Below are 24,185 nucleotides of genomic sequence, written 5' to 3'. Positions count from 1 at the left end.
TGATCGGTTGCAAGAGGAATTTCAGGGTTCCGGCGCCGCACACGCCACCGGAACCCTCTTTACTCTAGCTGGACGCGCCGGAAAGTGCGGACTTGACCTGTTCGAGTGCGGTCGGGTCCTCGATCGTCGTCAGATCGCCCGGATCGCGCCCTTCCGCCACGGCCTGAATCGCGCGCCGCAGCAATTTTCCGGAGCGGGTCTTGGGCAGCGCGTTGACAAAAAACACGCGCGACGGGCGCGCCACGGCCCCCAGCTGCTGCTCCACGGTCTTCATCAACTCGCCCTCGAAGGCCAGGCGATCCGCATCGGTTCCGGTGCGGCTGGCATCACGAGCGATGCAGAAGCCCAGCGCCACCTGCCCTTTCAGCGCATCCTGCACGCCAACCACGGCCACCTCGGCCACGCCCGAATGGGACGAAAGACTCTCTTCGATCTCGCGCGTGCCAAGCCGGTGCCCCGCCACGTTGATCACATCGTCCGTGCGGCCGAGGATGAAAACATAGCCATCCTCGTCCCGCACGCCCCAGTCGAAGGTCGAATAGCATCGCCGGCTTGGCACCGACGACCAGTAGGTGCGCACAAACCGGTCATCGTCGCCCCAGATCGTGGTCATGCAGCCGGGCGGCAATGGATAGTCGATGGCGACCACACCCTTTTGATTGGGCTGGCATTCCTCGCCAGTCACCTCGTCGACGATGCGCAGGTCATAGCCATAGGCCGGCACGCCAGGCGAGCCGAGCTTGGCGGGCAACGGCTCAACACCGCGCTGGATCGCGATGATCGGCCAGCCCGACTCGGTCTGCCAGTAGTTGTCGACGACTGGCTTGCCAATGCCGTCCTGAATCCAGCGCGCGGTGGGTTCGTCCAGCGGCTCGCCAGCCAGGAACAACAGCCGCAGACTGGACAGGTCATTGCGCTTGAGCAGCGCGGGATCCTGCTTCTTGAGCACGCGAATGGCCGTAGGCGCGCTGAACATGATGTTGACGCCGTGTTTTTCCACGATCCGCCAGAGGATGCCGCCATCAGGACGGATCGGCGTGCCTTCGTACATGACCGTCGTCATGCCGGCCAGCAACGGCGCGTAGACGATATAGCTGTGCCCGACGACCCAGCCGACGTCCGACGCCGTGAACATGGTGTCGCCCGGTTTGCCGCAGAAGATGTACTCCATCGAGGTGGCCAGCGCCACGGCATAGCCGCCGGTGTCGCGCTGCACGCCCTTGGGCTTGCCCGTGGTACCCGAGGTATAGAGCACATAGGACGGCTCGCTCGATTCCAGCCAGACACACGGCACCTGCTGGCCGGCCATCTTGTCGCGCCAGGTGGCGTAGTCCTCGTCACGGCCCGCCGTGCGCGGCATTTCGGCCAGCTTCCGGTCGACCAGCAACACCTTGTCCGGGTGATGGCCCGCCAGACGGACTGCCTCGTCCAGCAGCGGCTTGTATGGCACCACCTTGCCGGCGCGTGAGCCGCCATCGGCGCTGACAATCACCTTCGGCCTGGCATCGTCGATACGCGCGGCCAGACTGACCGAGGCAAACCCTCCGAACACCACCGAGTGCACCGCCCCGATGCGCGCGCAAGCCAGCATCGCAAACATCGCCTCGGGAATCATCGGCATGTAGATCAATACGCGGTCACCGCGCTGCACACCCAGCGCCTGCAGCGTGGCCGCCATGCGGTTCACTTCGTCGTGCAGGTCACGATACGAGTAGACGCGCTCGGTGTCGGTCTCGGTCGACACATAGACGAGCGCGCGCTGGTCGCCGCGCGCGGCCAGGTGGCGGTCGATGGCGTTGTGGCAGAGATTGGTGCGCCCGCCGACGAACCAGCGTGCAAACGGCGGATTACTGTCGTCGAGTACGCGCTCGAACGGTGTCTCCCAGTCGATCCGCGCGGCCTGTTCGGCCCAGAAACCGGCCTTGTCGGACAGGGAACGCGCGTGCAGCGCACGGCTTGCCGTCATGATGTGTCTCCTCCGCTTGTAGTGTGAATATGAATGCGGTATCGGATGGCATCGGCCGGCCTGATGGGCACTGCCTGGGTACTACTTCGGCCCCGGCACTCCTACTTGTTGCATCGCGCGGGGCTTTGCACCACCTGGTCACGGATGCCAGCCATCTTTTCTGGAGAATCTACCATGACCGCATCGAGTCCCAGCCGTTTGGCATTGCAATAGGTGTCCAGGTCGTTGATCCCGAAGGCAACAAGGTTGACCGATGTCTTTTCGCGGTAGCAGTTCACCGAGGCTTTGGTCCAGAACACGGCATTGACGGGAGAGCGCCCTTCGCCGAGCGTGAATTGCTCGACGACTTCCACATTGCGACGCAGCTCGAATCCGGCCCAGGCGCCGGTTGGGGGCGGCGTGCCACATGCCTGACCAAGCGTGGCGGTTACCAGCCGGTTGCGCGTTGTATCGCGCGATTCGAACAGCCGTGCCTTCGGCCATGACGCAAACGTGCGCTGGAAGTCGGCCTCGGTCGAATAGATCAGCACGCGGCCCCAGGCATCTTCCGCCGTCAGTACCTGTGCCACGGCAAACGTCAGCGGCTCGGCCGGCATCGACTTCATGTCGAGCACGACAGGAATGCGGCCAGGAATGGCGTGCAGCGCGTCACGCAGCGTGGGAATACCTACGGGACGATTGCGATACGGGTATCGCACGGTGCCATCGGCAACCTTCTCGGCAAAGCTCCATCCCGCGTTGAGCTTGGCAAGCGCCGCGGCAGACCAATCGGCCACCTTGCCCGTGCCGTTGGTCAACGCATCGAGCGCCGCGGGCCGGTAAAGCACGGGCTCGCCATCGGCACTGAGCTGGACCGACAGCCAGATCATGTCCACGCGCTGCGCCAGGGCTGCGTCGATAGCTGCCAGCGTGTTTTCCGGCCGGTCTGCGGTGCCTGCGCGATGCGCGATCAGTTTCGGAGCGGGATATGCGGCATCGGCGCCGCTGCGCGTGGTATCGCACGCGGCACCGAGGCACGCCGCAACGAGCGGCAGGCCACAGAGCGTTCTGAAAAGAGACATGGACAAAATGAACACCTGCGAAAGATGTCACTTTTGTCATGCTTAGTGGAAGCAGTCGTTGATGCCCGTCAACGGCCAGACACAACGGAAGGCCACAAACGAAACGCCCCGGCATACGGCCGGGGCGAGACATCGTAGTTCAGCGAGAATGACCCTTGCTGGACTTGGCGGCGGCTGGTTTCGCCGGTGCCGCAGGCGCCGGCTTACTCGTGGACTTGGCCGTGCCCTTGCGCGGCGAAGCCTCTACCACCACATGCTTGCGCGGTTCGGCCTTCTCGGCCTTTTCGGATTTCGTCGACTTCGAAGTCTTCTCCGATTTCGCGGCAACCGTCTTGCCATGCGACTTGCCCTGCGCGGCACCGCGTGCAGGCGTATCGTCGCCGTCGTCGCCACGCTCGGCGCGCGCGGCGGCTGCCGAGTTCGGCCGCACCATCAGCACCAGGCTCTGCCCCGCCACGAGCTTGCTGCCCGACAGCTTGTTCCACGACTGCACCTGCCGCGGAGACACGCCATAACGGCGCGCCACCGAAACCACCGTGTCCTTGCGGCCCGCCTTGACCACCACGCGCTTGGCATCCGGCACGTCGGGTTCCACGGCCAGCATCGCGGTATCCACCAGCGAAGCGCTGACATCCTGGTCATGGCGCTCGGTGCGGGGGATCATGACCGTCGAACCCGCCTTCAGGCGCATGCCCTTGGGGATGCGATTGATTTCGCGCAGCGTGTCGGCATCGACATTGAGCCGCGCGGCCAGTGCTTCCACGCGCTCACGGCTATCCACCGAAATGGCCGTCCAGGTGGACAGGCCGCCTCGATAGGTATTGAGGTTGTACTGAAAGCGCTCGGCGTTATCGAAAGGCAGCAGGATCTGCGGATTGGCCGCGCCCAGGATCACCGGCCGGTTGAACGACGGGTTCAACGCCTTGAATTCGTCCAGCGGCATGTTGGCCAGCTTGGCGGCCAGCGCCACGTCGATATCGCGCGACGTGGTCACCGTCACAAAGTACGGGTGATCCGGAATCTCGGGCAGCTTCACGCCATACGCGGCCGGGTTGGCGATGATGTTCTTCACCGCCTGCAGCTTCGGCACGTAGTAGCGCGTCTCGTTCGGCATGGTCAGGCTGGCGTAATCCGTCGGCAGCCCGCGCGCCTGGTTGCGCGCAATGGCACGCGACACCGCGCCCTCGCCCCAGTTGTAAGCGGCCAGCGCCAGTTGCCAGTCGCCGAACATGTCATAGAGCCGCGACAGATAGTCGAGCGCGGCGTCGGTGGACGCCAGCACATCGCGCCGCTCGTCGCGGAACATGTTCTGCTTGAGGTTATAAGACTTGCCCGTGCTCGGAATGAACTGCCACATCCCGGCCGCCTTGGCCGTGGATTCCGCCTGGGGATTGAATGCGCTTTCCACGAACGGCAGCAGCGCCAGCTCGGTAGGCATCTTGCGACGCTCGAGCTCTTCCACGATGTGGTACAGGTAGCGGCTCGACCGGCCTACCATCCGTTCCATATAGTCAGGGCGGGCGGCGTACCACTGCGTGCGGTCATCGACCAGCGTGCCTTCCAGATCAGGCATCGCAAAGCCCTTGCGGATGCGGTCCCAGATATCGTTGGAAGGGCCACGCAGCCAGTCCACGCTGGACTGGTCGACATTGACGACGTTGGCGCGGGAGAGCGAGCCGGCGCGGCCGGTGCTGTTCAGGGTATTGAGCGGGTCCTTGGCTGGACCGGATTCCAGGGCGGTCGGCGTGCCGGCCATCTCACCGGCGGGCGGAGTGGGTGTGCTGGCGCAGGCTGCAAGCAGCGCGGCACACGCAACTACCGCCAGAAATCGACCAAATCGCATTAAGTTCTCTGAAAGTGACGCCAAAAATTTCGCCTGATGCTATGGAAAAGGCCGGTGAACGTCAATGAGATTTTCCCGAAGATGCAATTTGGACATCTTGCGCTACTTTCGATGGCAGCCAAGGCCGCCGGCCGCGCTCAGAAACGTCTGGAATGTATTAGCCGATCAGCGGAAGTTGTCCTTCCAGCCGCGCAACGCGCCGAAGGCCGCGGCATCGCTGCTGACGTCGCCGCCCTGGGCCTGCACGGCATGGCGCACCGATGGCTCGCGCGAGCGCAGGAACGGATTGACGGCGCGCTCATGGGCGACAGTCGTCGGCACCGTTGGGGTGTCCGCCTGGCGCAATGCATCCACGCGGGCCGACCACGCCGACAGGTCGGCGTTGGCCGGCTCCACGGCTTCGGCAAAGCGGACATTGCTGCGCGTGTATTCGTGGGCACAGTAGACGCGGGTATCGCCCGGCAAGGCGGCCAGCTTGTCCAGCGAGGCCAGCATCTGCGCGGGCGTACCCTCGAACAGCCGCCCGCAGCCGCTGGCGAACAGGGTGTCGCCGCAGAACACCGCATGGCCGGCGCCGGGCAGGTCTCCCACATAGGCCACGTGACCGGCGGTATGGCCCGGGACGTCCAGCACGCGGAAGGTGGCGGCCGGATGCGCCAGCGTCACGGTATCGCCCTCGCGCACGGCCTGGGTACGATGCCCGATCCGTTCGCCGGCGGGTCCGATCACCGGCATCGGCGCGCCGTCGGGGCCGGTCGGGTGGCTTTCCAGCAGGTGCGTTACACCGCCCTGGTGATCGCCGTGATGATGCGTGATTACAATAGCGCCCAGTGCCAGCCCGCGTTGCGCCAGAAAGCGCTCGACCGGCTCGGCCTCGCCTGGGTCCACCACGGCGGCACTTTTGCCGTCATGGATAGCCCAGATATAGTTGTCCTGAAAGGCGGGGATCGGCTCCACTTTCAACATGCGTGCTCCTATGTCCAACCGACCGATTATAGATTGGGAAGAATGGCTGGCGTCGCCACCCGGGCAGTACATGCTCGAGTGGGAAGCCCAGCAATATGACCGGACGGTAGCGGACATCTTCGGCTATCACGCGGTGCAGCTAGGGCTGCCCCATATCGACACGCTGCGCGAGAACCGCATGCCGTTCTCGGCGCTGGCGCTCGACAACCGCGCCGGCCCGCACGGCCCGCGCGAGACCCACCCCGACGCCCGCCAGCTGCTGTGCCGGTTCGACGAGCTGCCGTTCGACACCCAGAGTATCGACCTGCTCACGCTGCCCCACATCCTCGAATTCTCAGAGGACCCGCACGAAGTGCTGCGCGAGGTGTCGCGCGTGCTGATGCCCGAGGGCCGCGTGGTCGTTACCTGTTTCAATCCAATGAGCCTGTGGGGCGCGCGCCAGGGCCTGAACCGCCTGGGTGCCACGCCCTTCCTGCCCAGCGATGCGCAGACGATCGGCTTCGTGCGGATCAAGGACTGGCTCAAGCTGCTCGGTTTCGAGATCATCCGCGGCCGGTTTGGCTGCTATTGCCCGCCCTACCGCACCGACCGCTGGCTGCAGCGCGCCGCCTTCATGGAGAAAGCGGGCGATCGCTGGTGGCCGATCTTCGGCTCGGTCTATATGATCTCCGCGGTCAAGCGCGTGAAGAACATCCGCCTGGTGGGTCCGGCCTGGAAGAATTCCAAGCCTTCACTGGCGCCGGTGTCGGCCCCGGTGGCCACGCCCACGGGCACACACGGCAAGCACCACAAGAACTCGCCCGGCAATTGAGGCCGGGCCATCCAGATTCCATCCATGCAAGAAGTCACGATTTATTCCGACGGGGCCTGCAAGGGCAACCCCGGCCCTGGCGGCTGGGGTGCCGTGCTGGTATCCGGCGGCCACGAGAAAGAGCTGTTCGGCGGGGAGAACCCCACCACCAACAACCGCATGGAGCTGATGGCCGTGATCGAGGCGCTGCGCGCGCTCAAGCGGCCCTGCGTCATCAAGATCTACACCGATTCGCAGTACGTGCAGAAAGGCATCAGCGAGTGGATCACGGGCTGGAAGGCGCGCGGCTGGAAGACGGCTGACAAAAAACCCGTGAAAAATGCCGACCTCTGGCAAATCCTGGACGAAGCCCGCCAGCCGCACGAGATCGAATGGCACTGGGTGCGCGGCCACGCCGGCCACCCCGGCAACGAACGCGCGGATCGCCTCGCCAATCGCGGCGTGGAATCGATCAATTCCTGAAAGCCTATCGCCAGCGATTACAATCCTGCCCCATGCGACAGATCGTTCTCGATACCGAAACCACCGGCCTGAACCACGCCACCGGCGATCGCCTGATCGAAATTGGCTGCGTGGAGCTGGTGAACCGCCGCCTGACCGGCCGCAACCTGCACTTCTACATCAACCCGGAGCGCGACGTCCCCGAGGACGCCGTGGCCATCCACGGCCTGACCGCCGACTTCCTGGCCGACAAGCCGAAGTTCGCCGAAGTCATGCACGATATCCGCGAATTCGTGCGCGATGCCGAGCTGATCATCCATAACGCGGCGTTCGACATGGGCTTTCTGGAGATGGAGTTCAAGCTCCACAACCTGCCCCCGTTCCGCGACCATGTGGCAAACGTGATCGACACCCTGCGCGAAGCGCGCCAGATGTTCCCAGGCAAGCGGAATTCCCTGGACGCACTGTGCGACCGCCTGGGCGTCAGCAACGCACACCGCACGCTGCACGGCGCATTGCTCGATGCCGAGCTGCTGGCCGAGGTGTACCTGGCCATGACACGCGGCCAGAACTCGCTGGTCATCGACATGCTCGACGGCGGCACCGCCGGCGGCGAGGCCCGCGCCACGGCCGACCTGTCCGCCCTGTCCCTGCCGATCCTGCTGGCCACCGAGACGGAAATCTCGGCCCACGAGGTCGTGCTCAAGGAGCTGGACAAGGCCAGCGGCGGCAAGACCGTCTGGAAAATCGAAGTGCCATCCGAAGTGCCCGCGGACGCAACGGTGCAATAGGCCAGTGGACCAGTGCCGAAGCCTTCGCAACTTTTTCGTAGAAAGTTGAAAAAAGGGCTTTACAAGATACTGGCCCATCGGCATAATCTCGTTTCTCCGCTGCACGACACCAGCAACAACGGTGACGAAGCAGTAAGGGGTGGTTAGCTCAGCGGTAGAGCACTGCCTTCACACGGCAGGGGTCACAGGTTCAATCCCTGTACCACCCACCAGATTCATCAAAAAGCCCAGCAGCGATGCTGGGCTTTTTGTTTTGTCCGACGCCGCCCTCAACCGGCCTCCGATTTCGCGCCAGCGCCCTCTCCCCATCAGTTCGCGCCACACGACCCCGCGCAACAACACTCCCCTGCCTGCCCCCGCATCAAATCACCTCACCCCACCCCTCCCTCCGAGGGGAACCCCCAGCAGCCAACGGTCATCCCAAGGTCATACACCCATTCACATAATCCTCCCCACAGATGGATTGCTTCGCATAGAACGAGGCGAATTCCCTTCCTTGAAGGGCTTGACACTAGTAATGCCGGGGAGCTTTGCCATGACCATTCGTCAGCGCATTGTGCTGCTGATCGTCCTGATGTGTCTGGCGTTGGCCGCGATTGGTGGCTACGCCGTGCTGCAGACACGTTCCAGCGCTTCTGAAGTGAAACAGGTGACCGAGGGCGTCGTGCCCAGTGCGTTGGCTTCTGCCGATGTGGTGTCCCTGGTCAAGGATATTCAGCTGGCCACCATGACCCTGGTCTATGCGCCCGACGCCAATCTGCTGGCGCAGGCGCAGGAAGACCTCAAGGCCAGGCAGACCGCACTGCGCGAGGCCCTGGCCAGGCAGGCGGGTAACGCCATCACCCACGCCCAGAAAGGGCTGATGGCGCAGGCCGATGAAAGCCTGACCAACTACTTCGACGCCATCCGCGAAACCGCCGAGATGAAGGCCGCCGGGCGCGACGAAATTGCGCAGGCCTTCCTGTTTGCCAACGTCGCGCGTTATCGCGACGAGATGGAAAAGATCGTCGATACGCTGCGCGTGGAAAAGAATCGCGAGAAAGACGACGCCATCGCCGCGCTCAACAGCACGCTCGCCAGCGCCGCCGGGACGATCGGGCTGGTCAGCGCCGCCGCCGTCGTGCTGCTGTCGCTGATCGGCTGGCTGCTGCATCGCCAGATCGCCCGTCCGCTCACGCGGATGCAATCGACCATGAGCGAGATCGCCGCCAGCCAGGACTTCACGCGCCGCATCGAGGTGGGCCGCATGGACGAGATTGGCCACTCGATCGTCGCGTTCAATCAGATGATCGAGCGCATCCAGGAAAACGCCTCCCTGCTGCGACAGAAGACCACGGACATCCAGGCCATTCTGCAGAACATGCAGCAAGGCATTCTGACGGCCGTCGAAGGCGGCGTCGTGCATCCCGAGTATTCGGCCTACCTCGAACAGATCTTCGAGACGAAAGACATTGCCGGCCGCAATTTCATGGATCTGGTGTTCGCCGATACCGGCCTGGGCGCCGATGCGCTGGCGCAGGCCGACGCGGCCATCAACGCCTGCCTGGGTCAGGACGGCATCAACTTCGTCTTCAACGAGCACCTGCTGCCGACGGAGATCGAGAAACGTCTGTCCGATGGGCAGGTCAAGGTGCTGGACTTGAGCTGGTCCGCCATCACCGACGACGCCGACACGATCATTCGCCTGATGCTGTGTGTGCGCGACGTGACGCAGCTGCGCGAACTCGCGGCCGAGGCCAGCGAACAGCGCCGCAGCCTGGAGATCATTGGCGAAATCCTGGCGGTCAGCGAAGAGAAGTTCCATCGGTTCATGGAAACCGCGCACGGCTTTGTGCACGAGAACGAGCACATCATCCGGCAGTCCACCGAAGCGGACAACGCAGCCATCGCCGCCCTGTTCCGCAACATGCATACGATCAAGGGCAATGCGCGCACTTACAAGCTCCAGCATCTGACCGATGTCGTGCACGAAGCCGAGCAACGGCTGGAACTGCTGCGCAATCTGGAGCGCGAAGCCAACGAATGGAATCCCGACGCCCTGCTGAAAGACGTGGCGCGCGTACGTGACACGCTGGCCCGCTACTCCACGATCAACGAGGACAAGCTCGGGCGCAAGGGCAAGGGTCGCACGGCATCTGGTCTGGAGGCCGCCCGGCTGGCCGATGCCGAACTGGGCCGCATCCGCGAAAGCCTGCGCCTGCTGGAAGCCGCCAAGACCGACAGCCTGGCCGAGCTGTTGTCGATGCGCGCGGCTGTGCACCGCATCCTGCGCGTGCTCGATGCCACCAGCCTGTCCGAGGTACTGTCGCCCGTAGTCGATGCCCTGCCCTCGCTGGCCGCGGAGCTCGGCAAGGCCGCGCCGGAAGTCAGCATCCAGGACAACGGCTACAGGCTGCGCGCGGAAGTCACGGGCATGCTGGAAAACGTGTTCACGCATCTGCTTCGCAATGCCATCGACCACGGCATCGAACCACCGCAGGCACGACTGGCCGCCGGCAAGCCTCCCGCGGGCCGCGTCGTTGTCGAAGCCGGAGTCGATCAGCAGACGCTGCAGATCACCGTCACCGACGATGGCCGCGGCCTGGCACTACACAAGATTCGCGCGACGGCCGTGGAACGTGGCTGGATCGACGCCGACGCCGCGCTCGGCGACGACGCGATCGCGCAGTTCATCTTCCACCCCGGATTCTCGACGGCCGAGGCCGTGACCATGATCTCCGGCCGAGGCGTCGGCATGGACGCAGTGCGGGAGTTTCTGTCCCGTTCGGCGGGCACCATCGAGCTGCGCTTTACCGACAACCACGTTGGCGCACCGTTCCGGCAGTTCCAGACCATCGTGAGCCTGCCCGACCGGTTTGCCGTGGATAGCGTGGCCGTGCTGGCTGAAACACCGGCATCGATGACGCTTTGAGCGCTGCAGGCGCATCGCGCGTGCAGTTGTTGAGGTTGGATGAGGAACACGCAGTATGGGTGAGTATCTGGTAGGTGCGCTTCTTGGCATGATCATCGTCGCGGCACCGGCATGGCTGGCGTGGCGCAACGGCATGCAACGCATGACGGCACACGCGCAGGCCGCGCAGGAGAGCGCGCTGGCACAGCTGCATCAGGACAATGCCGATCTCGGCGCGCGCATTGACGCGTGCGAGCAGGAAAAGGAAACCCTGCTGGCCGAGGTGCAGCGCATGCAGGCGATGACCGCCGAGCGCTCCACAGCGCTGGAACAGCGAGATGCCGACCTGGCCACGAGCCGTCGGCTCCAGGCCGAAGCACTGCACCAGGCGCGCCGCATCGCCGAGGAGACCACGCGGCTGCGCGGCCTCTCGACGACGTTCGAACGCTGGCATGAACACATGATTTCGCTGATGGCACGTAACCGCGCCATGCACGAGCAGAACATGGAACTGTCGGCCATCGTCAGGCACGTAGTCATCGTCTCGCTCAATGCTTCGATCGAAGCGGCCCGCGCCGGTGCCGCGGGCCGGGGCTTTGGCGTGGTGGCCAGCGAAGTGCGCGCGCTGGCGGCGCGATCCGAGGCGCTGTCCAAGAGTTATGGCGACAGCCTGCACCAAAGCGACCTGACGACAACCGCCACGTTCCAGGACATCCAGGCCGGCGGCAAGATGGTGACTGCCTCGCTGGCCAGCGTCGCCCTGCTGGCCGAACAGTTCGAGGCGGCTTACCAGTGACCGCGGCAAACGCCAGCATGATCAGCGCACAGGCCAGGCAGAGCCTGATTCGCGTGTTGCATCGCGCCGTGCAATCGCGGCTGGTACTGCAACCCGGCGACCCATGCTCCATCACCGAGGTGGCCACGCACATGCCCGACGGTGCCGCAAACGACGTCATCGTGGTGCTCACAATTTCGTCGATGGGGTTCCGGTACATGCTGTTCCTGCGCTTTCCCGACGACGCGGCCACCGCCGATTACTTTGCCCGAGGCAACGCCAACGATCTGCGCGACGCATTGCTGGAGCTGGGCAATCTTTGTTGCGGAGCGATCAACCAGGACCTGGGCCGGCATTTCCCGGACCTGGGCATGTCCACGCCTTATGTGCTGGGAGGACACGCCCTGCGGCACGTGGATAGCCTGAAACCCGACTTTCGTGCCGACTTCGACGTTGCCATCGGCTCATCGGTGGCAGTCGGCGTGACGATGTGCATGTTCACGCGCGTGCCGGTCGACTTCCAAGTGGGGCACGAAGTCGAGGAAGACACCAGCGACGGTGAACTGGAACTGTTTTGAATGTCCTTGCAGGAGAAATGAATTGGCGAAGATTCTGGTAGTGGACGATTCGAGCGCGGTGCGCGATGAAGTGGCAACCTTTCTGCGGAGCAACGGCCTGGACGTGCAGACCGCCGTCGACGGCAAGGACGGCCTGTCCCGGCTCAAGGCAGACCCCGGCATCCGGCTCATCATCAGCGACGTGAACATGCCCAATATGGACGGCCTGACGATGGTCGAGAAAATTCGTAGCGAGCTTGCCAACAAGAGTGTCAACGTGGTGATGCTGACCACCGAAAGCAGCCAGGCCATGAAGGATCGCGGCAAGGCGGCTGGCGTCAAGGGCTGGATCGTCAAGCCGTTCAAGGGCGCCGCGGTACTGGAAGGTCTCAAAAAGCTGGCTATCTGAATCCCGGCTTCTCCAAACATTAGATACAAAGCCATTCGGATGTTGATCGCGCCTGCATGGGGCGACTAACATAGCCTCACGCCGACCTGTCCGGGGATGCCAGATGAATCACTCGCAAGAAGCTATTCAGAACCCGCCACTGCAAGATGAGTCCACTGCGGCGGAAGCCAGCCATGCCCCGAAGGCCAGGCCGGCAGCGGGAGAAGACGCCATTGCCCGCATCGCCGCGGCACTGGAACTGCCCGTGGAGCGAGTGCGCTGGGAGTTCTGGCACGCCTGGGACGGTCTGCTGCTCGACGCGAAGTTTCCGGACTACCTGCTGGTGCTGACGGAACGCAAGGCTGTTCAGGCGCTGCGCGGCAAACAGATGCACCACTAAACAACCAGACCACGAAAAACATGGCAATGACGAAGGCAGCGAAGAAGAAGTATCTGAAGGCTCTGAACCGAAGCCTGAAGAACGAAGCGGGCAAGGATTTCGGGTCCAGCTTCGTCTTCTATCCGATTGGCGCAAAACCCAAGGACGCCACGGGGGTGACGGCGGACGAAGTGGCGGATGCGCGTACGCTCGGCGTCATGGAAGCGGTTCAGGCGCGTGTGTTCGCCGAGTTCGGCGGTGACCTGTCGAAGCCTGCTGCGAGGACCACGGCAAAGTCCGCCTGATCGTCACGCGGAAAAGCCGTCCATGCTGCCTCGCCACAGCGATCCCGCGTTTTACGAACTGCTTGCCGGCAGCTATGCCCGCATCCTGGGCAAGCCGCTGGTGCCCCATCCCATGCCGGTGGCCGAAGCCACGGCCTGGCTGTACGAGCACGCGCCGTTCGCCATCCTTGCCCACAATACCGCGCCAGACCCGGTGTTCATCTACGGTAACAAGGCCGCCCAGCAACGCTTTGAATACGACTGGGACGCGATTACGAACCTGCCGTCGCGCCTGTCCGCCGAAGCGCCAAACCGCGAGGAACGGCAGCGGTTTCTTGAGCGCGTCCAGCGCCTCGGCTACGAGTCCGGCTACAAGGGCGTGCGGATTACCCGATCCGGAAAGCGCTTCATGATCGAGGAAGCCACGCTCTGGCAAATGTTTGATGCCGACGGCGTGCTGCACGGACAGGCCGTGATCATTCCCGGCACCCGGGACCTCTGACTGGCCCCGGCCGCCGCCATAGCCACACGGCGATAGCACGATAGGCGTGTCCATGCGCCGGCCGGTTCAGCCCGGCAACGGCGCAAGGTAGTGCTTAGCCCTGAACCTCAAAGAAGTGCGTTCCGTCGCGGTCCAACTGCGCGATCAGGCCGAATTCCCAGTCGAGGTAGGCCTGCATCGCCGCCGCGGCGTTATCGGTGCCTTCATAGGGCCGGCGGTAACGGTCCGTGCGCGGCACGGCCAGCCGGGTTTCGCCCTGCTCCACTGGCAGCCCCGCTTCCACCCACGCCGCCGTGCCACCTTCCAGCACGAAGACTTCAGCCTTCGACAGCGCCTGCAGATCCTTCGCCGCAAAGCGCGCCAGCAGGCTTGAGCCGCAAGTCAGTACGTAACGGCCGGCTGGCGGAATCACGCGCAGCGCCTGCGCCAGCTGCGCACGAATGGCAAACCAGGCACCGGGGACATGACGTTTCACATAGTTGGCGCTGGCCGTCACGTCGATCACGGCGGTGTCGCCGGCTTTCAGCCATTCGGCAAGCGTCGCGGGATCTACCGTCGCTACCTCTGGCGTAGCCGCATGATTCGCCGCAGGCGTGCCGCGCTCGTTGCGTCGCGCGGCGTCGACCGGTTCCACGACGTACACTTCCCAGCCCATCTGCGCGAGCCACGATGCCGACATGTTCGCGCGCACCTCGTCGTCATCGGCGAGCACGATCCGCGCGCCACGCACCGGCGCCTGATGATCGGTCTCCTGCACGAGCTGACCACCCGGCGCACTGGCAAACCCGGGCAGATGTCCGTCGGCATATTCTTCGGGCGTGCGTACATCGAAGCGATACACCGTGCGCCCCGGCTCTTCCAGCGACGCCAGCGCATCGAAAGCGATACGCCGCACTCCGACGCGCGACGCAATCGCACGCGCCCCTTCGCGGGCCTGCGCAAGGTTGGCGGGGTCCACCTGCGCCGGTGCGCGGCGGCTAGCGCCATGCGACAGCGTCTGTCCCGCCAGCGTCCAGCCGATCGTGCCATTGCGCAGCGCCGCCACGGGGTTGGGAATCCCTGCATTGACCAGCGACTGCGTGCCGATGATGCTGCGCGTGCGTCCCGCGCAATTGACGATGACCTGCGTACGCGGGTCGGGCGCCAGTTCACGAATACGCAGCACCAGTTCAGCACCCGGCAGGCTGGTTGACGTCGGAATGTTCATGGTCTGGTATTCGTCAAAGCGACGCGCGTCGACGATCACCACATCGGCCTTGCTATCGATCAGCGCCTGCACTTCCTGCGCACTCAGCGACGGCGTGTGCCGGCGGGCCTCCACGACTTCGCCAAACGACTTGCTGGGAACGTTGACATCGCGGAATACCTCGCCACCGGCGGCGATCCATGCATCCAGGCCGCCATCGAGCAGCGACACATCGGTATATCCCAGTTCACGCAGCTTCGCGGCGGCGCGCGGGGCAAGGTCCTCGCCGTCATGCGTGCCGTAGACGACGATGCGCGTATCGCGGCGTGGAATGCGCCGCCATGCTTCCAGCTCAAGTTTCGAGACCGGAAAGTTCGCGGCCCAGAGCGGATGCTGCTGCGCAAACGGATCTTCCTCGCGGACATCAATCAGCGCTATCTCGGCGCGATCGAGCAAGGCCTGGCGCACCGCCTGGCTGGTGGTGACGGGAAACGGCTGACGGGCGTCGGTCATGGTGCTGCGGAATCCTTCGAACGATCCCAGGGATTGGGCAAGGTGGAATTGGAGTAGCCGGAGATAAAGGTCTTGCTGCCTCCGGCGTCAAGATAGACGTGCCTGCGCACGGCGCCGATGTTGGCACCGTAGACGTGGATGCTGATCGACACGCGGTCGTCGAATGCGTTGTGTACGCGATGGATATCGCCCACGGTAGGCGACACCGTCTCCACGTGGCCAGGCTCCAGGCGCACCGGCTCGCCATGAGGTCGCGGCACGTCATCGGTGCCGATGGCATACGGTTGGGCGTACTCCGCGCCACGCAGCATGCCGATCAGTCCCCAGACCGTATGGTCATGAATCGGCGTCCGCTGCCCCGGACCCCAGACAAAGCTGACGATCGAAAACCGCTCGGCGGAATCGCAGTGCAGCAGCATCTGCTGATAATACTCGGGATGCGGTTGGGCGTAGGCATCGGGCAACCAGTCGTCGCGCGATACCAGCGTGGCAAGCAGCTTGCCGCCTTCGTCGAGAATGCGCGCCTCGCCCGGCTGCTGGTCCAGCAGCGCGGAGAAAGCGGTAATGAAGTCGCGTAGCGGCGCCAGCCGCTGCGCGGCAGGAAGCGTCTCAGCCATGAGCGTGTCTCCAGGATATGTTCACCGTCTGCGGTCGCGGCGAATCTGCCGCCACCATAGCACGATGACGGCAGACCGGCGCGGCGGCCGGAGACACTCAGGCACCCAGCGCCGCGCGGCCGGCGGCGGTCAGGATGGCGTCGTTCTGGGGCGTATGGATGCGGCTGCAGAGCACGTCGCGATAGTGGCGCTCCAGCGGATTATTGCGGCTCAGGCCGTGATTGCCCGACAACTGCAACGCCAGCTCCACGGCGCGGATTGCGTTGGACGTCACCGTGTATTTGAGCAACCCGCTGTCGGCAGCCGATGGCGGAGTGCCCGCATCGGTACGCGCGGCGATATCGTCCAGCAACACCTGATTCGTCTGCAGCAGCGCCGCGATCTCGCCGATCGATTCCTGCACGCGCGGCAACGTAGCCAGCGGCTTGCCAAGGCTGCCCGGCACACGCTCGCGCACGAACTGGCGAATCCACGCGAAGGCTGCCCGCGCCACGGCGTCGTACAGGCTGCCCAGCAAGCCCACCATCCACGCCTGCTGATCGGCATTGGCATCGAAGTCGGCCTGACTGCCGGTGGCTGGCGCCCATGCGGCGGGTGGGCGAATGTCGACGGCATACTCCAGCGGAATCCAGACATCCTCGAACACGGCTTCATGGCTGCCGGAAGCGCGCAGCCCCATGTGGTTCCAGCTTTCGATCACGCGGATGCCCGGTGTCTCGGCTTGCGGCTTCGGCACCAGAAAAATGCCGACCCGCGGTTCGGGTTCGTGCGTGCGTCCCCAGACCGCCAGCCATTTGAGAGCCGGAATGCCCGTGGTGTAGAGCTTGTGACCACTGAGCCGCCAGCGGTCGCCCACGCGCAGCGCCACGGTAGCCGGCAGGCCCCCGCGCGACGGCGATCCAAGTTCAGGTTCCACGCGCAAGGAATTGATCAGTGCGCCCTCTTCCACCGCACTGCGAAATACCTGCTGCCGCACCGCTTGCGGCCAGCGCGAATCGGCCCGGCCAATCGAACGATGCACCAGGTACGTCATGGTGAGGACCAGTGCCGTCGCCGCATCGCCGCCAGCCACGGCCGCGATGATTTGCCGCGCGCGGGTCAGCCCGACACCGCCGCCACCGTGGGCCGCCGGCACTACCTGCGCAATCAGCCCGTACTCGTGCAGCAGCGCGAAATTGTCGTGCGGGAAGGCGCCGCTAGCGTCGTGATCGGCGGCGGTGGTAGCAAAGCGCGCGGCCAGTTCGGCCAGCACATCGTCCAGCCTTGCCTCGGACACGGGCAGGCGGTGAAGCGATGACGAAGACATAAATATCCTGTGGAGGGACGGCGAAACGCCACATAGCGTACCGCCCCACACCCTGCGCCAGTAACGACGCATATCGCATATCGAGCAACGGTTTTTGCGCATATGGAGCCGCGTTTTTATTCGTTTGGTCTCGCGTGGCGCGGGCGTACGGTTCTCGTCCGTACCCAAAAGCGAACCAGGAGAAGCACGCATGAGCGTCAATTTCATCGGCATGATCCAGAGCCAGAAGCAGTCCGAGATCCATCCGCCGCAGGGCGCGGTAGTGGACCGCGACTACGTGCGCGCCTTTGCGCAGGCGCATGAACAGGCAGGCTTCGACCGCATCCTGGTACCGCACCACTCCACCGGGCCATCGGCCACGCTGACGATTTCGTATGCGGCGGCCGTGACGGAGCGCATCCACTTCATGCTGGCGCATCGCCCCGGCTTTACGTCGCCGACGCTGGCCGCGCGGCAGATCGCCACGCTCGACCAGTTCAGCGGCGGCCGGCTTGGCGTCCACTTCATCTCGGGCGGATCGGACGACGAACAGAAGCGCGACGGCGATTACCTGGACCACGACCAGCGCTATGCGCGCACCGATGAGTACCTCGGCATCCTGCGGCGCATCTGGACGGAGGCGCAGCCGTTCGATCATGAAAGCACGTTCTATCGCTTCGAGCGTGGCTTCTCCGAGGTCAAGCCCGCGCAGCAGCCTCATGTTCCGATCTACTTCGGCGGCGCCTCCGAAGCCGCCATCGAAGTGGCCGGCAAGCATGCCGACGTCTACGCGCTGTGGGGCGAGTCGCTCGATCAGGTGCGCGACCTGACCACCCGCGTGCGCGCCGAAGCGGCAAAGCACGGGCGCACGGTGAATTTCTCGGTGTCGTTCCGCCCTGTGCTGGCCGAAACCGAAGACAAGGCGTGGAAACGTGCCGAAGACATCCTCGAACGCACCAGGGCGCTGCGCGTGCAGGCCGGCTACAGCCGCGGCGGCCCGCAGCAGAGCGAGGGCGCGCGCAGGTTGCTGGCGGCGGCCGACAAAGGCGACCGCGTCGACCAGCGTCTGTGGACGGCCATCGCGCGCGAAACGGGCGGCCGGTCGAACTCGACCGGGCTGGTCGGCACGCCGGAGCAAGTGGCTGATGCGCTGCTGGCTTACTACGACCTTGGCGTCACCACGTTCCTGATCCGCGGCTTTGATCCGCTGGAAGACGCCGTCGACTACGGCCGCGAACTGATTCCCCGCGTGCGCGAACTGGTCGCACAAAGGGACGCCGCGCATCGGCGCCACGCCGCCTGAACGGGCGGCCCACCTCACGAACATCGACAAGAAGGGGAGCGGGAAATCATGAGCCAAAAAGAACACCAACCCGATACACGCCGCCGCAGCGTGCTGCGGCTGGCCGGCAGCGCGGCCATCGCGGCGCCGGCACTGATCCTGGGCCGCCAGGCATGGTCCGCGCCACGCAAGCTCACGTTCGCGTGGAACCAGAATTCGTTCTGCCTGACGCCAATCGTGGTGGCGCAGGAAAAAGGCTTCTTCGAAAAGAACGGGCTGCAGATCGACCTGATCAACTACAGCGGGTCCACCGACCAGTTGCTGGAATCGATTGCCACCGGCAAGGCCGATGCGGCGGTAGGCATGATCCATCGCTGGCTCAAGCCGCTGGAGGCAGGCTTCGACGTCAAGATCATCGGCAGTTCGCATGGCGGGTGCGTGCGACTGGTCGGCGCAAAGGCGGCTGGCGTGACGAACCTGCAGGCGCTCAAGGGCAAGACGGTGGGCGTGAGCGATCTGGCCGCGCCGGGCAAGCACTTCTTCACGATTCTGCTGGCAAAGAATGGCATCGACCCCGACCGCGACATCACGTGGCGCCAGTATCCGGCGGACCTGCTGGGCGTGGCCGTCGAAAAGGGCGAGATCCAGGCGATTGCCGACGGCGATCCCAATCTCTATCTGCTGGAAAAGCGCACCAATGGCGCCTACGTGGAACTGGCCACCAACCTGACCGGCGAATACGCGCGCAAGGTCTGCTGCGTGATCGGCGCGCGTGGCGAGCTGGTGCGTAACGACCGCCCCGCCGCCTCGGCGCTGGCGCGCTCGATTGTCCAGGCGACCGACTACGTCAACGAGAATCCGAACGAGGCGGCCAAGGTCTTTGCCAAATACTCGCCGAAGATCAGCACCGACGACCTGCGCAAGCTCTACGCGTCGCTGACCTATACCCACCACCCTACCGGCGTGGACCTGCAGGAAGAGATCGCGTTCTATGCCGGCGATTTCCAGCGTATCGGCGTCCTCAAGAAGTCGACCGATACAAGGAAGCTGGCGCAGCACGTGTACGCGAACGTGCTCGGCTGATACAGGAGAGCGAACATGGCATCGTCGCAGCAAACGCTTGACGCCCCGCTGCTGCACACCGGCGCGCCGCGCACGCCGGCCAGCATCTGGCCCACCGGCATCGTCGCCGCGCTGGCGTGGGGCGCCTTCGGCGCGATCACCTGGCGCTGGCCGAACAAGGTGGCGGGCTTCAACGACTGGGCCTATACGGAGGAACTGGGCATCGCGGTGCTCGTTGCCGCCGCCGCGCTGCTTCTGGTGGCGCTGGCGGGCGGCTACCGGCCGTTGCATCGCGTGCGCGATCCGCTGCGCAACGCGGGGCCGTGGCTGATCGCGCTGCCGGCGGTCTTTGCGGCATGGGAGATCCTGACGGCCAAAACCGCCACCCTGCCCACGCCGTTCTTCGCGCCGCCCCAGGCACTGATCGAGGTCTATATCGACGACTGGCGCCGGCTCGGGGACAGCGTGCTCAACACGCTGAAGCTGCTCGGCTTCGGCGTGGCCTATGGCGGCGTGGCCGGCTTCCTGATTGGGGTATCGATCGGCTGGTCACGGCGCATTGGCTATTGGGTGCATCCGGTGCTGCGCGTGCTTGGCCCGCTGCCGTCCACCGCGTTGCTGCCGCTGACGTTCTATTTCTTCCCGTCGAGCTATTCGGCCGCCGTGTTTCTGATCGCGCTGGCCACGGCATTCCCGGTGGCGGTGCTGACATGGTCCGGCGTGGCCAGCGTGAACAAAAGCTATTACGACGTGGCGCGCACGATGGGTGCCTCCGAGTGGTTCCTGGTGCTGCGCGTCGCCATCCCGGCCGCGCTGCCTCAGGTCTTCGTCGGGCTGTTCATGGGACTTGGCGCATCGTTCTCGGTACTGGTTACGGCCGAGATGATGGGCGTGAAGTCGGGGCTGGGCTGGTACCTGACGTGGGCGCAGGGCTGGGCTTCCTACGTGAACATGTATGCGGCGCTGATCGTCATGGCATTGCTGTTCTCAAGCGTCATCACACTGCTGTTTGCCGTGCGCGATCGCGCGCTGTCTTGGCAGAAAGGAACCGTCAAATGGTAGTCGGCGCAACGCGACAGAGCGAACAGACCGAACAGGCCGGAAACGCCGCACGCGGCGCAAGAATCGATATCCGGGCGGTCAGCCATGCCTTTGGCGATGGCGACAACCGGTTGCCGGTGCTCGACAGCGTGAACCTCAACGTGGCGCCCGGTGAGTTCGTCGCACTGCTCGGACCGAGCGGCTGTGGCAAGTCCACGCTACTGCGGCTCGTGGCAGGGCTCGACAGTCCCACGCACGGTGAGATCCTGCAGGACGACGCGCCGATCGACCGGCCCGATCCGTCGCGGATCGTGGTGTTCCAGGACCCGACGCTTTACCCGTGGCGGCGCGTACGCGACAACGTCGCACTCGGGCTGCAGGCGCGCGGACTGCTGCGCCGTGAGGGCCATCGCGTGGATGCGGCACTCAAGCGCGTTGGCCTCGAAGCGTTTGCACGCGCCTTTCCGCATCAGTTGTCCGGCGGCATGGCCCAGCGGGTGGCGCTGGCGCGCGCGCTGGTCAACGATCCACGGCTGCTGGTTCTGGACGAACCGCTCGGCAAACTCGATTCGCTGACACGACTGGCCATGCAGAGCGACCTCGTCGAACTGTGGCAACGCGCCGGATTCTCCGCGCTACTCGTGACCCACGATGTCGAGGAGGCACTGTTCCTGGCCCAGCGCGTGATCGTGTTCAGCCAGCGGCCTGCCCGCATCACGGCCGAGATTCATGTCGACCTGCCCTATCCGCGTCATCGCGGCGACCCGCGCCTGGCCGAACTTCGCCATGAAGCGCTTCGCCATCTGGGCCTCGATGACAGTTGGTAAGCCATGAGTGCCCCGCCGCCGCAGGCGTGGCTCAACGCGCTGCTGCGCGTGGTGCAGGAGACCCAGCTTGCGCTGCTGCGGGTCTGGCACGCGCTGGGCTGGACCGACGATATCCACGGGCAACCCGCGTGGCAATGGACGCACCGCGTTGCCGGCGAAACACTGCTGATCGATCTGGGACTGGCGCGCCAGCTCGGGCTGACCTTGCTGGCGGTCGCATTCGCATTGGGTTGCGTGATCGTGGCGCTGTGCTGGCGCCGCAGGCGCCTGGCATGGCTGGGCCTGGGCGCGCTGGCAATCGTCCTGGCGCCGTGGCCATCGCCCACGCTGCTGCTGACGCCGGCGGCTCCCACCAGCTTTCATCGGAGTCCGACGCAATTTGCGGTCAGCGCGATCGCGGAAGGCGCCCGCGTCTACGCCCGGCATTGCGTGGCGTGTCACGGCGACGATGGCCGCGGCGAGGGACCGATAGCGGCCTCGCTGTCACGCTGGCCGCCGACCTTCCTGAGTCCGCTGCTGGGCCGGCGCGCCGAAGGCGAACTGTTCTGGCGCATCTCCGCTGGCATGAGTGACCGTGATGGGCATCCAACGATGCCGGCATTCGGACGCCAGCTCGACGATGCGCAGATCTGGGCCGTGATCGACTACATGAAGACGCTGGCCGCCGGTACGGGCGCCACCACTCAGGGCAACTGGCCGATCCCGCTGCGTCTGCCCAACGTTACGGTGCGCTGCGGGCAGGCGGCGCCGCGCAGTCTGGCCGCGTGGCGCGGCGACCAGCGCGTGCGCGTGGTGGCGTTCGACGGTGCGCGAGCCGCATTGCCAATCGACGATCCACGATTCCTGACGCTGCTGATTACGCGCGATGGCGGTCCGCTATCGACCGTCCCCGAATTCCGCGCTGGCTGCGTGGCCACTTCCTCCGACGCCTGGCCTGCTTTCGCGCGGATTGCCGGCATCGACCCTGCACGCCTGGACGGCACCGCCTGGCTGGCTGACCGCGACGGCTGGCTGCGCGCGCTGGCGGTACCGGGCAGCGGCGGATGGAGCGATGGCAGCCTGCTCTGCACCGCTGGCCAAGGTGCCGGGGCCGGCAATGACAGCGCCCGTAGTGGCGACCAAACCGTGCCACCGGATGGCCTCACCGCGCTGCTCCTGCGCATGGATGCCGAGCCAGTGCGCTTTGTCCAGGGCGGCTTCATCCACTGACTGGCCAACGCGCGCACACGTTGCCCTGCATCAAACTGGCGACAAGAAGAGAAATTTCCGCATCGATTTGCAGAACCGTCCTACCGACATCGAACGGTGAGCCGCGTAGCGTGGGGGACTCCCTCAACGCTACGAATCGATGACGATGTCGCTGGAACTACCAACCCTGCATACCGGTACCGATGCTCGGTCAGAAGCCACCGCACCGCGGAGCTGGACAGGCCGCTATGCCGCCTCGGCCGGCCTGTTCGAAATCCGTCCCCCCTACCTGACCCGCGATGCGCGGCCGATCTTCGATGAAGATCTCGATTGCATCATTGGCTACTATCGCCGCTTTGGCCTGCGCAGCCATCTCTACGATCTCAACGGCGAGATGTTCTCTGTGTGGGAAGACCTGTCGGCATTGCCGCCACCAGAAAAGCGCGATCCGCTGGTGGTGGTGGGCGGGCTATGGCGCGAGAATGTGCGCGGCCTGACGCCGCTGGGGCTGACCGGGACCGGCGCCGCGCTGGCGCCAGCCATGCTGGCGCAGTTGCGTACCCGCTTTGCCAGCTTGGCCAACGCGTCGCTGCTGTACTGGGGTGCGGCGTTGGCGCGCATGGAGAATGCGCAGAGCTTCGTGCCCGTGCATATCCTGCGCCTGGCAATACGTCATGGCGACCCCACTCCGGCACCGAAGACCCTGCCGCGCGGGGCGCGCTACCTGACGCAGATGCTGATCCGGCGCCAGCCATACATGCTGGATGTGGTCACCGCCAACGGCAACACCACGATCGTGGATTTCGAATACTGGCGCTACGCCGACGCAATGCCAACGGCACGATTCGGCGCCTAGGCGCGGGGGTGCCGCGCTAGCGCCAATACCCACTGCGTCAGGTCTGCCACGCCGTGGCGTCGGGCACTACGGTGGCAAAGCGATCGTTGAGCGCTGCGAGCGTGACCCGGTGCAGCTCGGCGGCAGCCAGCGGCTCGCCACCCAGCGGGTCCGGCAGATCGCGCGTGGCGCAAGCGGCCGCAACCAGCGTCACGCGGTATCCGTGATCCAGCGCCGAGCGCACCGTTGCGCTGATGCACATATGCGTCTGGAATCCGCCCACGATCAATTCCTTGCGGCCGATTGCCTCCAGCCGGGCCGCGAGATCCGTGCCGGCGAAACTGTTCGGCAGGCTCTTGGTGACCGTTTGCTCACCGTCGACAGGCGTCACGCCCTCGATGATCGCGGCATACGGCCCGTTCGGATCGAACGCCCCGCCCGGCTTGCCGTGATGCACGACGTGGATCACCGGCGTGCCGTGCTGACGAGCCATCGATAGCAGCGTGGCGCATTCCGACACGGCATCGGGCATGCCGGTCAGCGGCAGCTTGCCATCGATGTATTCGCGCTGGTGGTCCACCAGGATCAGTACGGCTTCGCTCCAGGCAGACGGCAGGCGGCTTGCGCCTGCGGCATCGAGCAGGGTGAAAGGTTTGGCGACTGTGGCTGCGGTCATGGATGTCTCCAGGCGGAAA

24 protein-coding genes and 1 tRNA gene are annotated in these 24,185 nt (G+C 64.9%); 17 read left to right on the top strand and 8 right to left on the bottom strand.

The genetic code is table 11. The features are described from left to right. Positions 1-64: 64 nt before the first annotated feature. The 4 genes from AC3FLX_RS15675 to gloB all read right to left on the bottom strand — a co-directional run bounded on the left by AC3FLX_RS15675 (position 65) and on the right by gloB (position 5,836). Positions 65-1,966, bottom strand: a complete 1,902-nt coding sequence (locus AC3FLX_RS15675; protein ID WP_488697987.1) for a propionate--CoA ligase — start codon at positions 1,964-1,966, stop codon at positions 65-67. A gap of 101 nt (positions 1,967-2,067) precedes the next feature. Continuing rightward, on the bottom strand, positions 2,068-3,027 hold the full coding sequence (locus AC3FLX_RS15670; protein ID WP_488697985.1) for a glycerophosphodiester phosphodiesterase family protein: 960 nt from the start codon (positions 3,025-3,027) through the stop codon (positions 2,068-2,070). Between the two features lie 139 nt (positions 3,028-3,166). Beyond that, positions 3,167-4,870 carry a transglycosylase SLT domain-containing protein gene (locus tag AC3FLX_RS15665; protein ID WP_488697984.1) on the bottom strand — a complete coding sequence of 568 codons (1,704 nt, stop codon included), beginning with the start codon at positions 4,868-4,870 and terminating at the stop codon, positions 3,167-3,169. Positions 4,871-5,035: 165 nt separating this feature from the next. Beyond that, a complete protein-coding gene (gene gloB, locus AC3FLX_RS15660; RefSeq protein WP_488697982.1) occupies positions 5,036-5,836 on the bottom strand; it encodes a hydroxyacylglutathione hydrolase in 801 nt (266 codons plus the stop codon). Between the two features lie 10 nt (positions 5,837-5,846). Between gloB and AC3FLX_RS15655 the strand changes: the two genes are divergently transcribed. The 11 genes from AC3FLX_RS15655 to AC3FLX_RS15605 all read left to right on the top strand — a co-directional run bounded on the left by AC3FLX_RS15655 (position 5,847) and on the right by AC3FLX_RS15605 (position 13,654). Next, positions 5,847-6,647: a class I SAM-dependent methyltransferase gene (locus AC3FLX_RS15655; protein ID WP_488697980.1), complete on the top strand. Its 801-nt coding sequence runs from the start codon at positions 5,847-5,849 to the stop codon at positions 6,645-6,647. A 24-nt stretch (positions 6,648-6,671) separates the two neighbouring features. Then, a complete protein-coding gene (gene rnhA / locus AC3FLX_RS15650; protein ID WP_488697978.1) occupies positions 6,672-7,109 on the top strand; it encodes a ribonuclease HI in 438 nt (145 codons plus the stop codon). Between the two features lie 32 nt (positions 7,110-7,141). Beyond that, positions 7,142-7,879: a DNA polymerase III subunit epsilon gene (gene dnaQ, locus AC3FLX_RS15645; RefSeq protein WP_488697976.1), complete on the top strand. Its 738-nt coding sequence runs from the start codon at positions 7,142-7,144 to the stop codon at positions 7,877-7,879. A 137-nt stretch (positions 7,880-8,016) separates the two neighbouring features. Then, positions 8,017-8,091: transfer RNA gene (locus AC3FLX_RS15640), tRNA-Val, on the top strand. Positions 8,092-8,414: 323 nt separating this feature from the next. Continuing rightward, positions 8,415-10,790, top strand: coding sequence for an ATP-binding protein (locus AC3FLX_RS15635; RefSeq protein ID WP_488697974.1), 2,376 nt, complete (start codon positions 8,415-8,417; stop codon positions 10,788-10,790). Between the two features lie 55 nt (positions 10,791-10,845). Then, on the top strand, positions 10,846-11,565 hold the full coding sequence (locus tag AC3FLX_RS15630; protein ID WP_488697972.1) for a methyl-accepting chemotaxis protein: 720 nt from the start codon (positions 10,846-10,848) through the stop codon (positions 11,563-11,565). Next, positions 11,562-12,122 carry a hypothetical protein gene (locus AC3FLX_RS15625; RefSeq protein WP_488697970.1) on the top strand — a complete coding sequence of 187 codons (561 nt, stop codon included), beginning with the start codon at positions 11,562-11,564 and terminating at the stop codon, positions 12,120-12,122. The genes AC3FLX_RS15630 and AC3FLX_RS15625 overlap by 4 nt, the downstream gene beginning before the upstream one ends. 22 nt (positions 12,123-12,144) lie before the next feature. Next, positions 12,145-12,510: a response regulator gene (locus AC3FLX_RS15620; protein WP_488697968.1), complete on the top strand. Its 366-nt coding sequence runs from the start codon at positions 12,145-12,147 to the stop codon at positions 12,508-12,510. A gap of 103 nt (positions 12,511-12,613) precedes the next feature. Then, positions 12,614-12,889, top strand: a complete 276-nt coding sequence (locus AC3FLX_RS15615) for a DUF3562 domain-containing protein (protein WP_488697966.1) — start codon at positions 12,614-12,616, stop codon at positions 12,887-12,889. Between the two features lie 20 nt (positions 12,890-12,909). Beyond that, a complete protein-coding gene (locus tag AC3FLX_RS15610; RefSeq protein WP_488697964.1) occupies positions 12,910-13,173 on the top strand; it encodes a hypothetical protein in 264 nt (87 codons plus the stop codon). A 22-nt stretch (positions 13,174-13,195) separates the two neighbouring features. Next, complete coding sequence (locus tag AC3FLX_RS15605; RefSeq protein WP_488697962.1) at positions 13,196-13,654, top strand: MEKHLA domain-containing protein; 459 nt, start codon at positions 13,196-13,198, stop codon at positions 13,652-13,654. Positions 13,655-13,748: 94 nt separating this feature from the next. Here the strand turns inward: AC3FLX_RS15605 and AC3FLX_RS15600 are convergent, their stop codons facing one another. The 3 genes from AC3FLX_RS15600 to AC3FLX_RS15590 all read right to left on the bottom strand — a co-directional run bounded on the left by AC3FLX_RS15600 (position 13,749) and on the right by AC3FLX_RS15590 (position 17,276). Further along, a complete protein-coding gene (locus tag AC3FLX_RS15600; RefSeq protein ID WP_488697960.1) occupies positions 13,749-15,353 on the bottom strand; it encodes a rhodanese-related sulfurtransferase in 1,605 nt (534 codons plus the stop codon). After that, positions 15,350-15,970: a cysteine dioxygenase family protein gene (locus AC3FLX_RS15595; RefSeq protein WP_488697958.1), complete on the bottom strand. Its 621-nt coding sequence runs from the start codon at positions 15,968-15,970 to the stop codon at positions 15,350-15,352. The genes AC3FLX_RS15600 and AC3FLX_RS15595 overlap by 4 nt, the downstream gene beginning before the upstream one ends. 97 nt (positions 15,971-16,067) lie before the next feature. Then, positions 16,068-17,276, bottom strand: a complete 1,209-nt coding sequence (locus AC3FLX_RS15590) for an acyl-CoA dehydrogenase family protein (RefSeq protein ID WP_488697956.1) — start codon at positions 17,274-17,276, stop codon at positions 16,068-16,070. A gap of 190 nt (positions 17,277-17,466) precedes the next feature. On the opposite strand from AC3FLX_RS15590, the gene AC3FLX_RS15585 reads away from it, so the two are divergent. The 6 genes from AC3FLX_RS15585 to AC3FLX_RS15560 all read left to right on the top strand — a co-directional run bounded on the left by AC3FLX_RS15585 (position 17,467) and on the right by AC3FLX_RS15560 (position 23,511). Then, entirely contained in the window at positions 17,467-18,558 is a 1,092-nt protein-coding gene (locus AC3FLX_RS15585; RefSeq protein ID WP_488697954.1) for an LLM class flavin-dependent oxidoreductase, read from the top strand. Positions 18,559-18,606: 48 nt separating this feature from the next. Then, a complete protein-coding gene (locus AC3FLX_RS15580; RefSeq protein WP_488697953.1) occupies positions 18,607-19,620 on the top strand; it encodes an ABC transporter substrate-binding protein in 1,014 nt (337 codons plus the stop codon). 15 nt (positions 19,621-19,635) lie between these two features. Further along, positions 19,636-20,661: an ABC transporter permease gene (locus AC3FLX_RS15575; protein WP_488697951.1), complete on the top strand. Its 1,026-nt coding sequence runs from the start codon at positions 19,636-19,638 to the stop codon at positions 20,659-20,661. Further along, on the top strand, positions 20,655-21,467 hold the full coding sequence (locus AC3FLX_RS15570; RefSeq protein ID WP_488697949.1) for an ABC transporter ATP-binding protein: 813 nt from the start codon (positions 20,655-20,657) through the stop codon (positions 21,465-21,467). Before AC3FLX_RS15575 ends, AC3FLX_RS15570 begins: the two co-directional genes overlap by 7 nt. A 3-nt stretch (positions 21,468-21,470) precedes the next feature. Beyond that, positions 21,471-22,676, top strand: a complete 1,206-nt coding sequence (locus tag AC3FLX_RS15565; RefSeq protein ID WP_488697946.1) for a c-type cytochrome — start codon at positions 21,471-21,473, stop codon at positions 22,674-22,676. A gap of 139 nt (positions 22,677-22,815) precedes the next feature. Next, the gene (locus AC3FLX_RS15560) at positions 22,816-23,511 is read left to right on the top strand and encodes a hypothetical protein (protein WP_488697944.1); all 696 of its coding nucleotides are present in this window, start codon (positions 22,816-22,818) and stop codon (positions 23,509-23,511) included. Positions 23,512-23,548: 37 nt separating this feature from the next. Here AC3FLX_RS15560 and AC3FLX_RS15555 read toward each other — a convergent pair whose 3' ends face one another. Then, entirely contained in the window at positions 23,549-24,166 is a 618-nt protein-coding gene (locus AC3FLX_RS15555) for a cysteine hydrolase family protein (protein ID WP_488697943.1), read from the bottom strand. Between the last annotated feature and the right edge of the window lie 19 nt (positions 24,167-24,185).

It is taken from the genome of Cupriavidus sp. 291-E7 (assembly GCF_057798835.1).
This window is presented reverse-complemented; position numbering and strand designations above follow the sequence as displayed.

Bases quoted from the DNA above. Each gene is read 5' to 3' on its own strand.
- AC3FLX_RS15615 (WP_488697966.1), top strand. From the start codon at position 12,614: ATGAATCACTCGCAAGAAGCTATTCAGAACCCGCCACTGCAAGATGAG.
- AC3FLX_RS15565 (WP_488697946.1), top strand. From the start codon at position 21,471: ATGAGTGCCCCGCCGCCGCAGGCGTGGCTCAACGCGCTGCTGCGCGTG.
- AC3FLX_RS15665 (WP_488697984.1), bottom strand. From the start codon at position 4,870: ATGCGATTTGGTCGATTTCTGGCGGTAGTTGCGTGTGCCGCGCTGCTT.
- AC3FLX_RS15585 (WP_488697954.1), top strand. From the start codon at position 17,467: ATGAGCGTCAATTTCATCGGCATGATCCAGAGCCAGAAGCAGTCCGAG.
- rnhA (WP_488697978.1), top strand. From the start codon at position 6,672: ATGCAAGAAGTCACGATTTATTCCGACGGGGCCTGCAAGGGCAACCCC.
- AC3FLX_RS15610 (WP_488697964.1), top strand. From the start codon at position 12,910: ATGGCAATGACGAAGGCAGCGAAGAAGAAGTATCTGAAGGCTCTGAAC.
- gloB (WP_488697982.1), bottom strand. From the start codon at position 5,836: ATGTTGAAAGTGGAGCCGATCCCCGCCTTTCAGGACAACTATATCTGG.
- AC3FLX_RS15600 (WP_488697960.1), bottom strand. From the start codon at position 15,353: ATGACCGACGCCCGTCAGCCGTTTCCCGTCACCACCAGCCAGGCGGTG.
- AC3FLX_RS15580 (WP_488697953.1), top strand. From the start codon at position 18,607: ATGAGCCAAAAAGAACACCAACCCGATACACGCCGCCGCAGCGTGCTG.
- AC3FLX_RS15590 (WP_488697956.1), bottom strand. From the start codon at position 17,276: ATGTCTTCGTCATCGCTTCACCGCCTGCCCGTGTCCGAGGCAAGGCTG.
- AC3FLX_RS15560 (WP_488697944.1), top strand. From the start codon at position 22,816: ATGACGATGTCGCTGGAACTACCAACCCTGCATACCGGTACCGATGCT.
- AC3FLX_RS15605 (WP_488697962.1), top strand. From the start codon at position 13,196: ATGCTGCCTCGCCACAGCGATCCCGCGTTTTACGAACTGCTTGCCGGC.
- AC3FLX_RS15575 (WP_488697951.1), top strand. From the start codon at position 19,636: ATGGCATCGTCGCAGCAAACGCTTGACGCCCCGCTGCTGCACACCGGC.
- AC3FLX_RS15570 (WP_488697949.1), top strand. From the start codon at position 20,655: ATGGTAGTCGGCGCAACGCGACAGAGCGAACAGACCGAACAGGCCGGA.
- AC3FLX_RS15635 (WP_488697974.1), top strand. From the start codon at position 8,415: ATGACCATTCGTCAGCGCATTGTGCTGCTGATCGTCCTGATGTGTCTG.
- AC3FLX_RS15630 (WP_488697972.1), top strand. From the start codon at position 10,846: ATGGGTGAGTATCTGGTAGGTGCGCTTCTTGGCATGATCATCGTCGCG.
- AC3FLX_RS15655 (WP_488697980.1), top strand. From the start codon at position 5,847: ATGTCCAACCGACCGATTATAGATTGGGAAGAATGGCTGGCGTCGCCA.
- dnaQ (WP_488697976.1), top strand. From the start codon at position 7,142: ATGCGACAGATCGTTCTCGATACCGAAACCACCGGCCTGAACCACGCC.
- AC3FLX_RS15555 (WP_488697943.1), bottom strand. From the start codon at position 24,166: ATGACCGCAGCCACAGTCGCCAAACCTTTCACCCTGCTCGATGCCGCA.
- AC3FLX_RS15670 (WP_488697985.1), bottom strand. From the start codon at position 3,027: ATGTCTCTTTTCAGAACGCTCTGTGGCCTGCCGCTCGTTGCGGCGTGC.
- AC3FLX_RS15675 (WP_488697987.1), bottom strand. From the start codon at position 1,966: ATGACGGCAAGCCGTGCGCTGCACGCGCGTTCCCTGTCCGACAAGGCC.
- AC3FLX_RS15595 (WP_488697958.1), bottom strand. From the start codon at position 15,970: ATGGCTGAGACGCTTCCTGCCGCGCAGCGGCTGGCGCCGCTACGCGAC.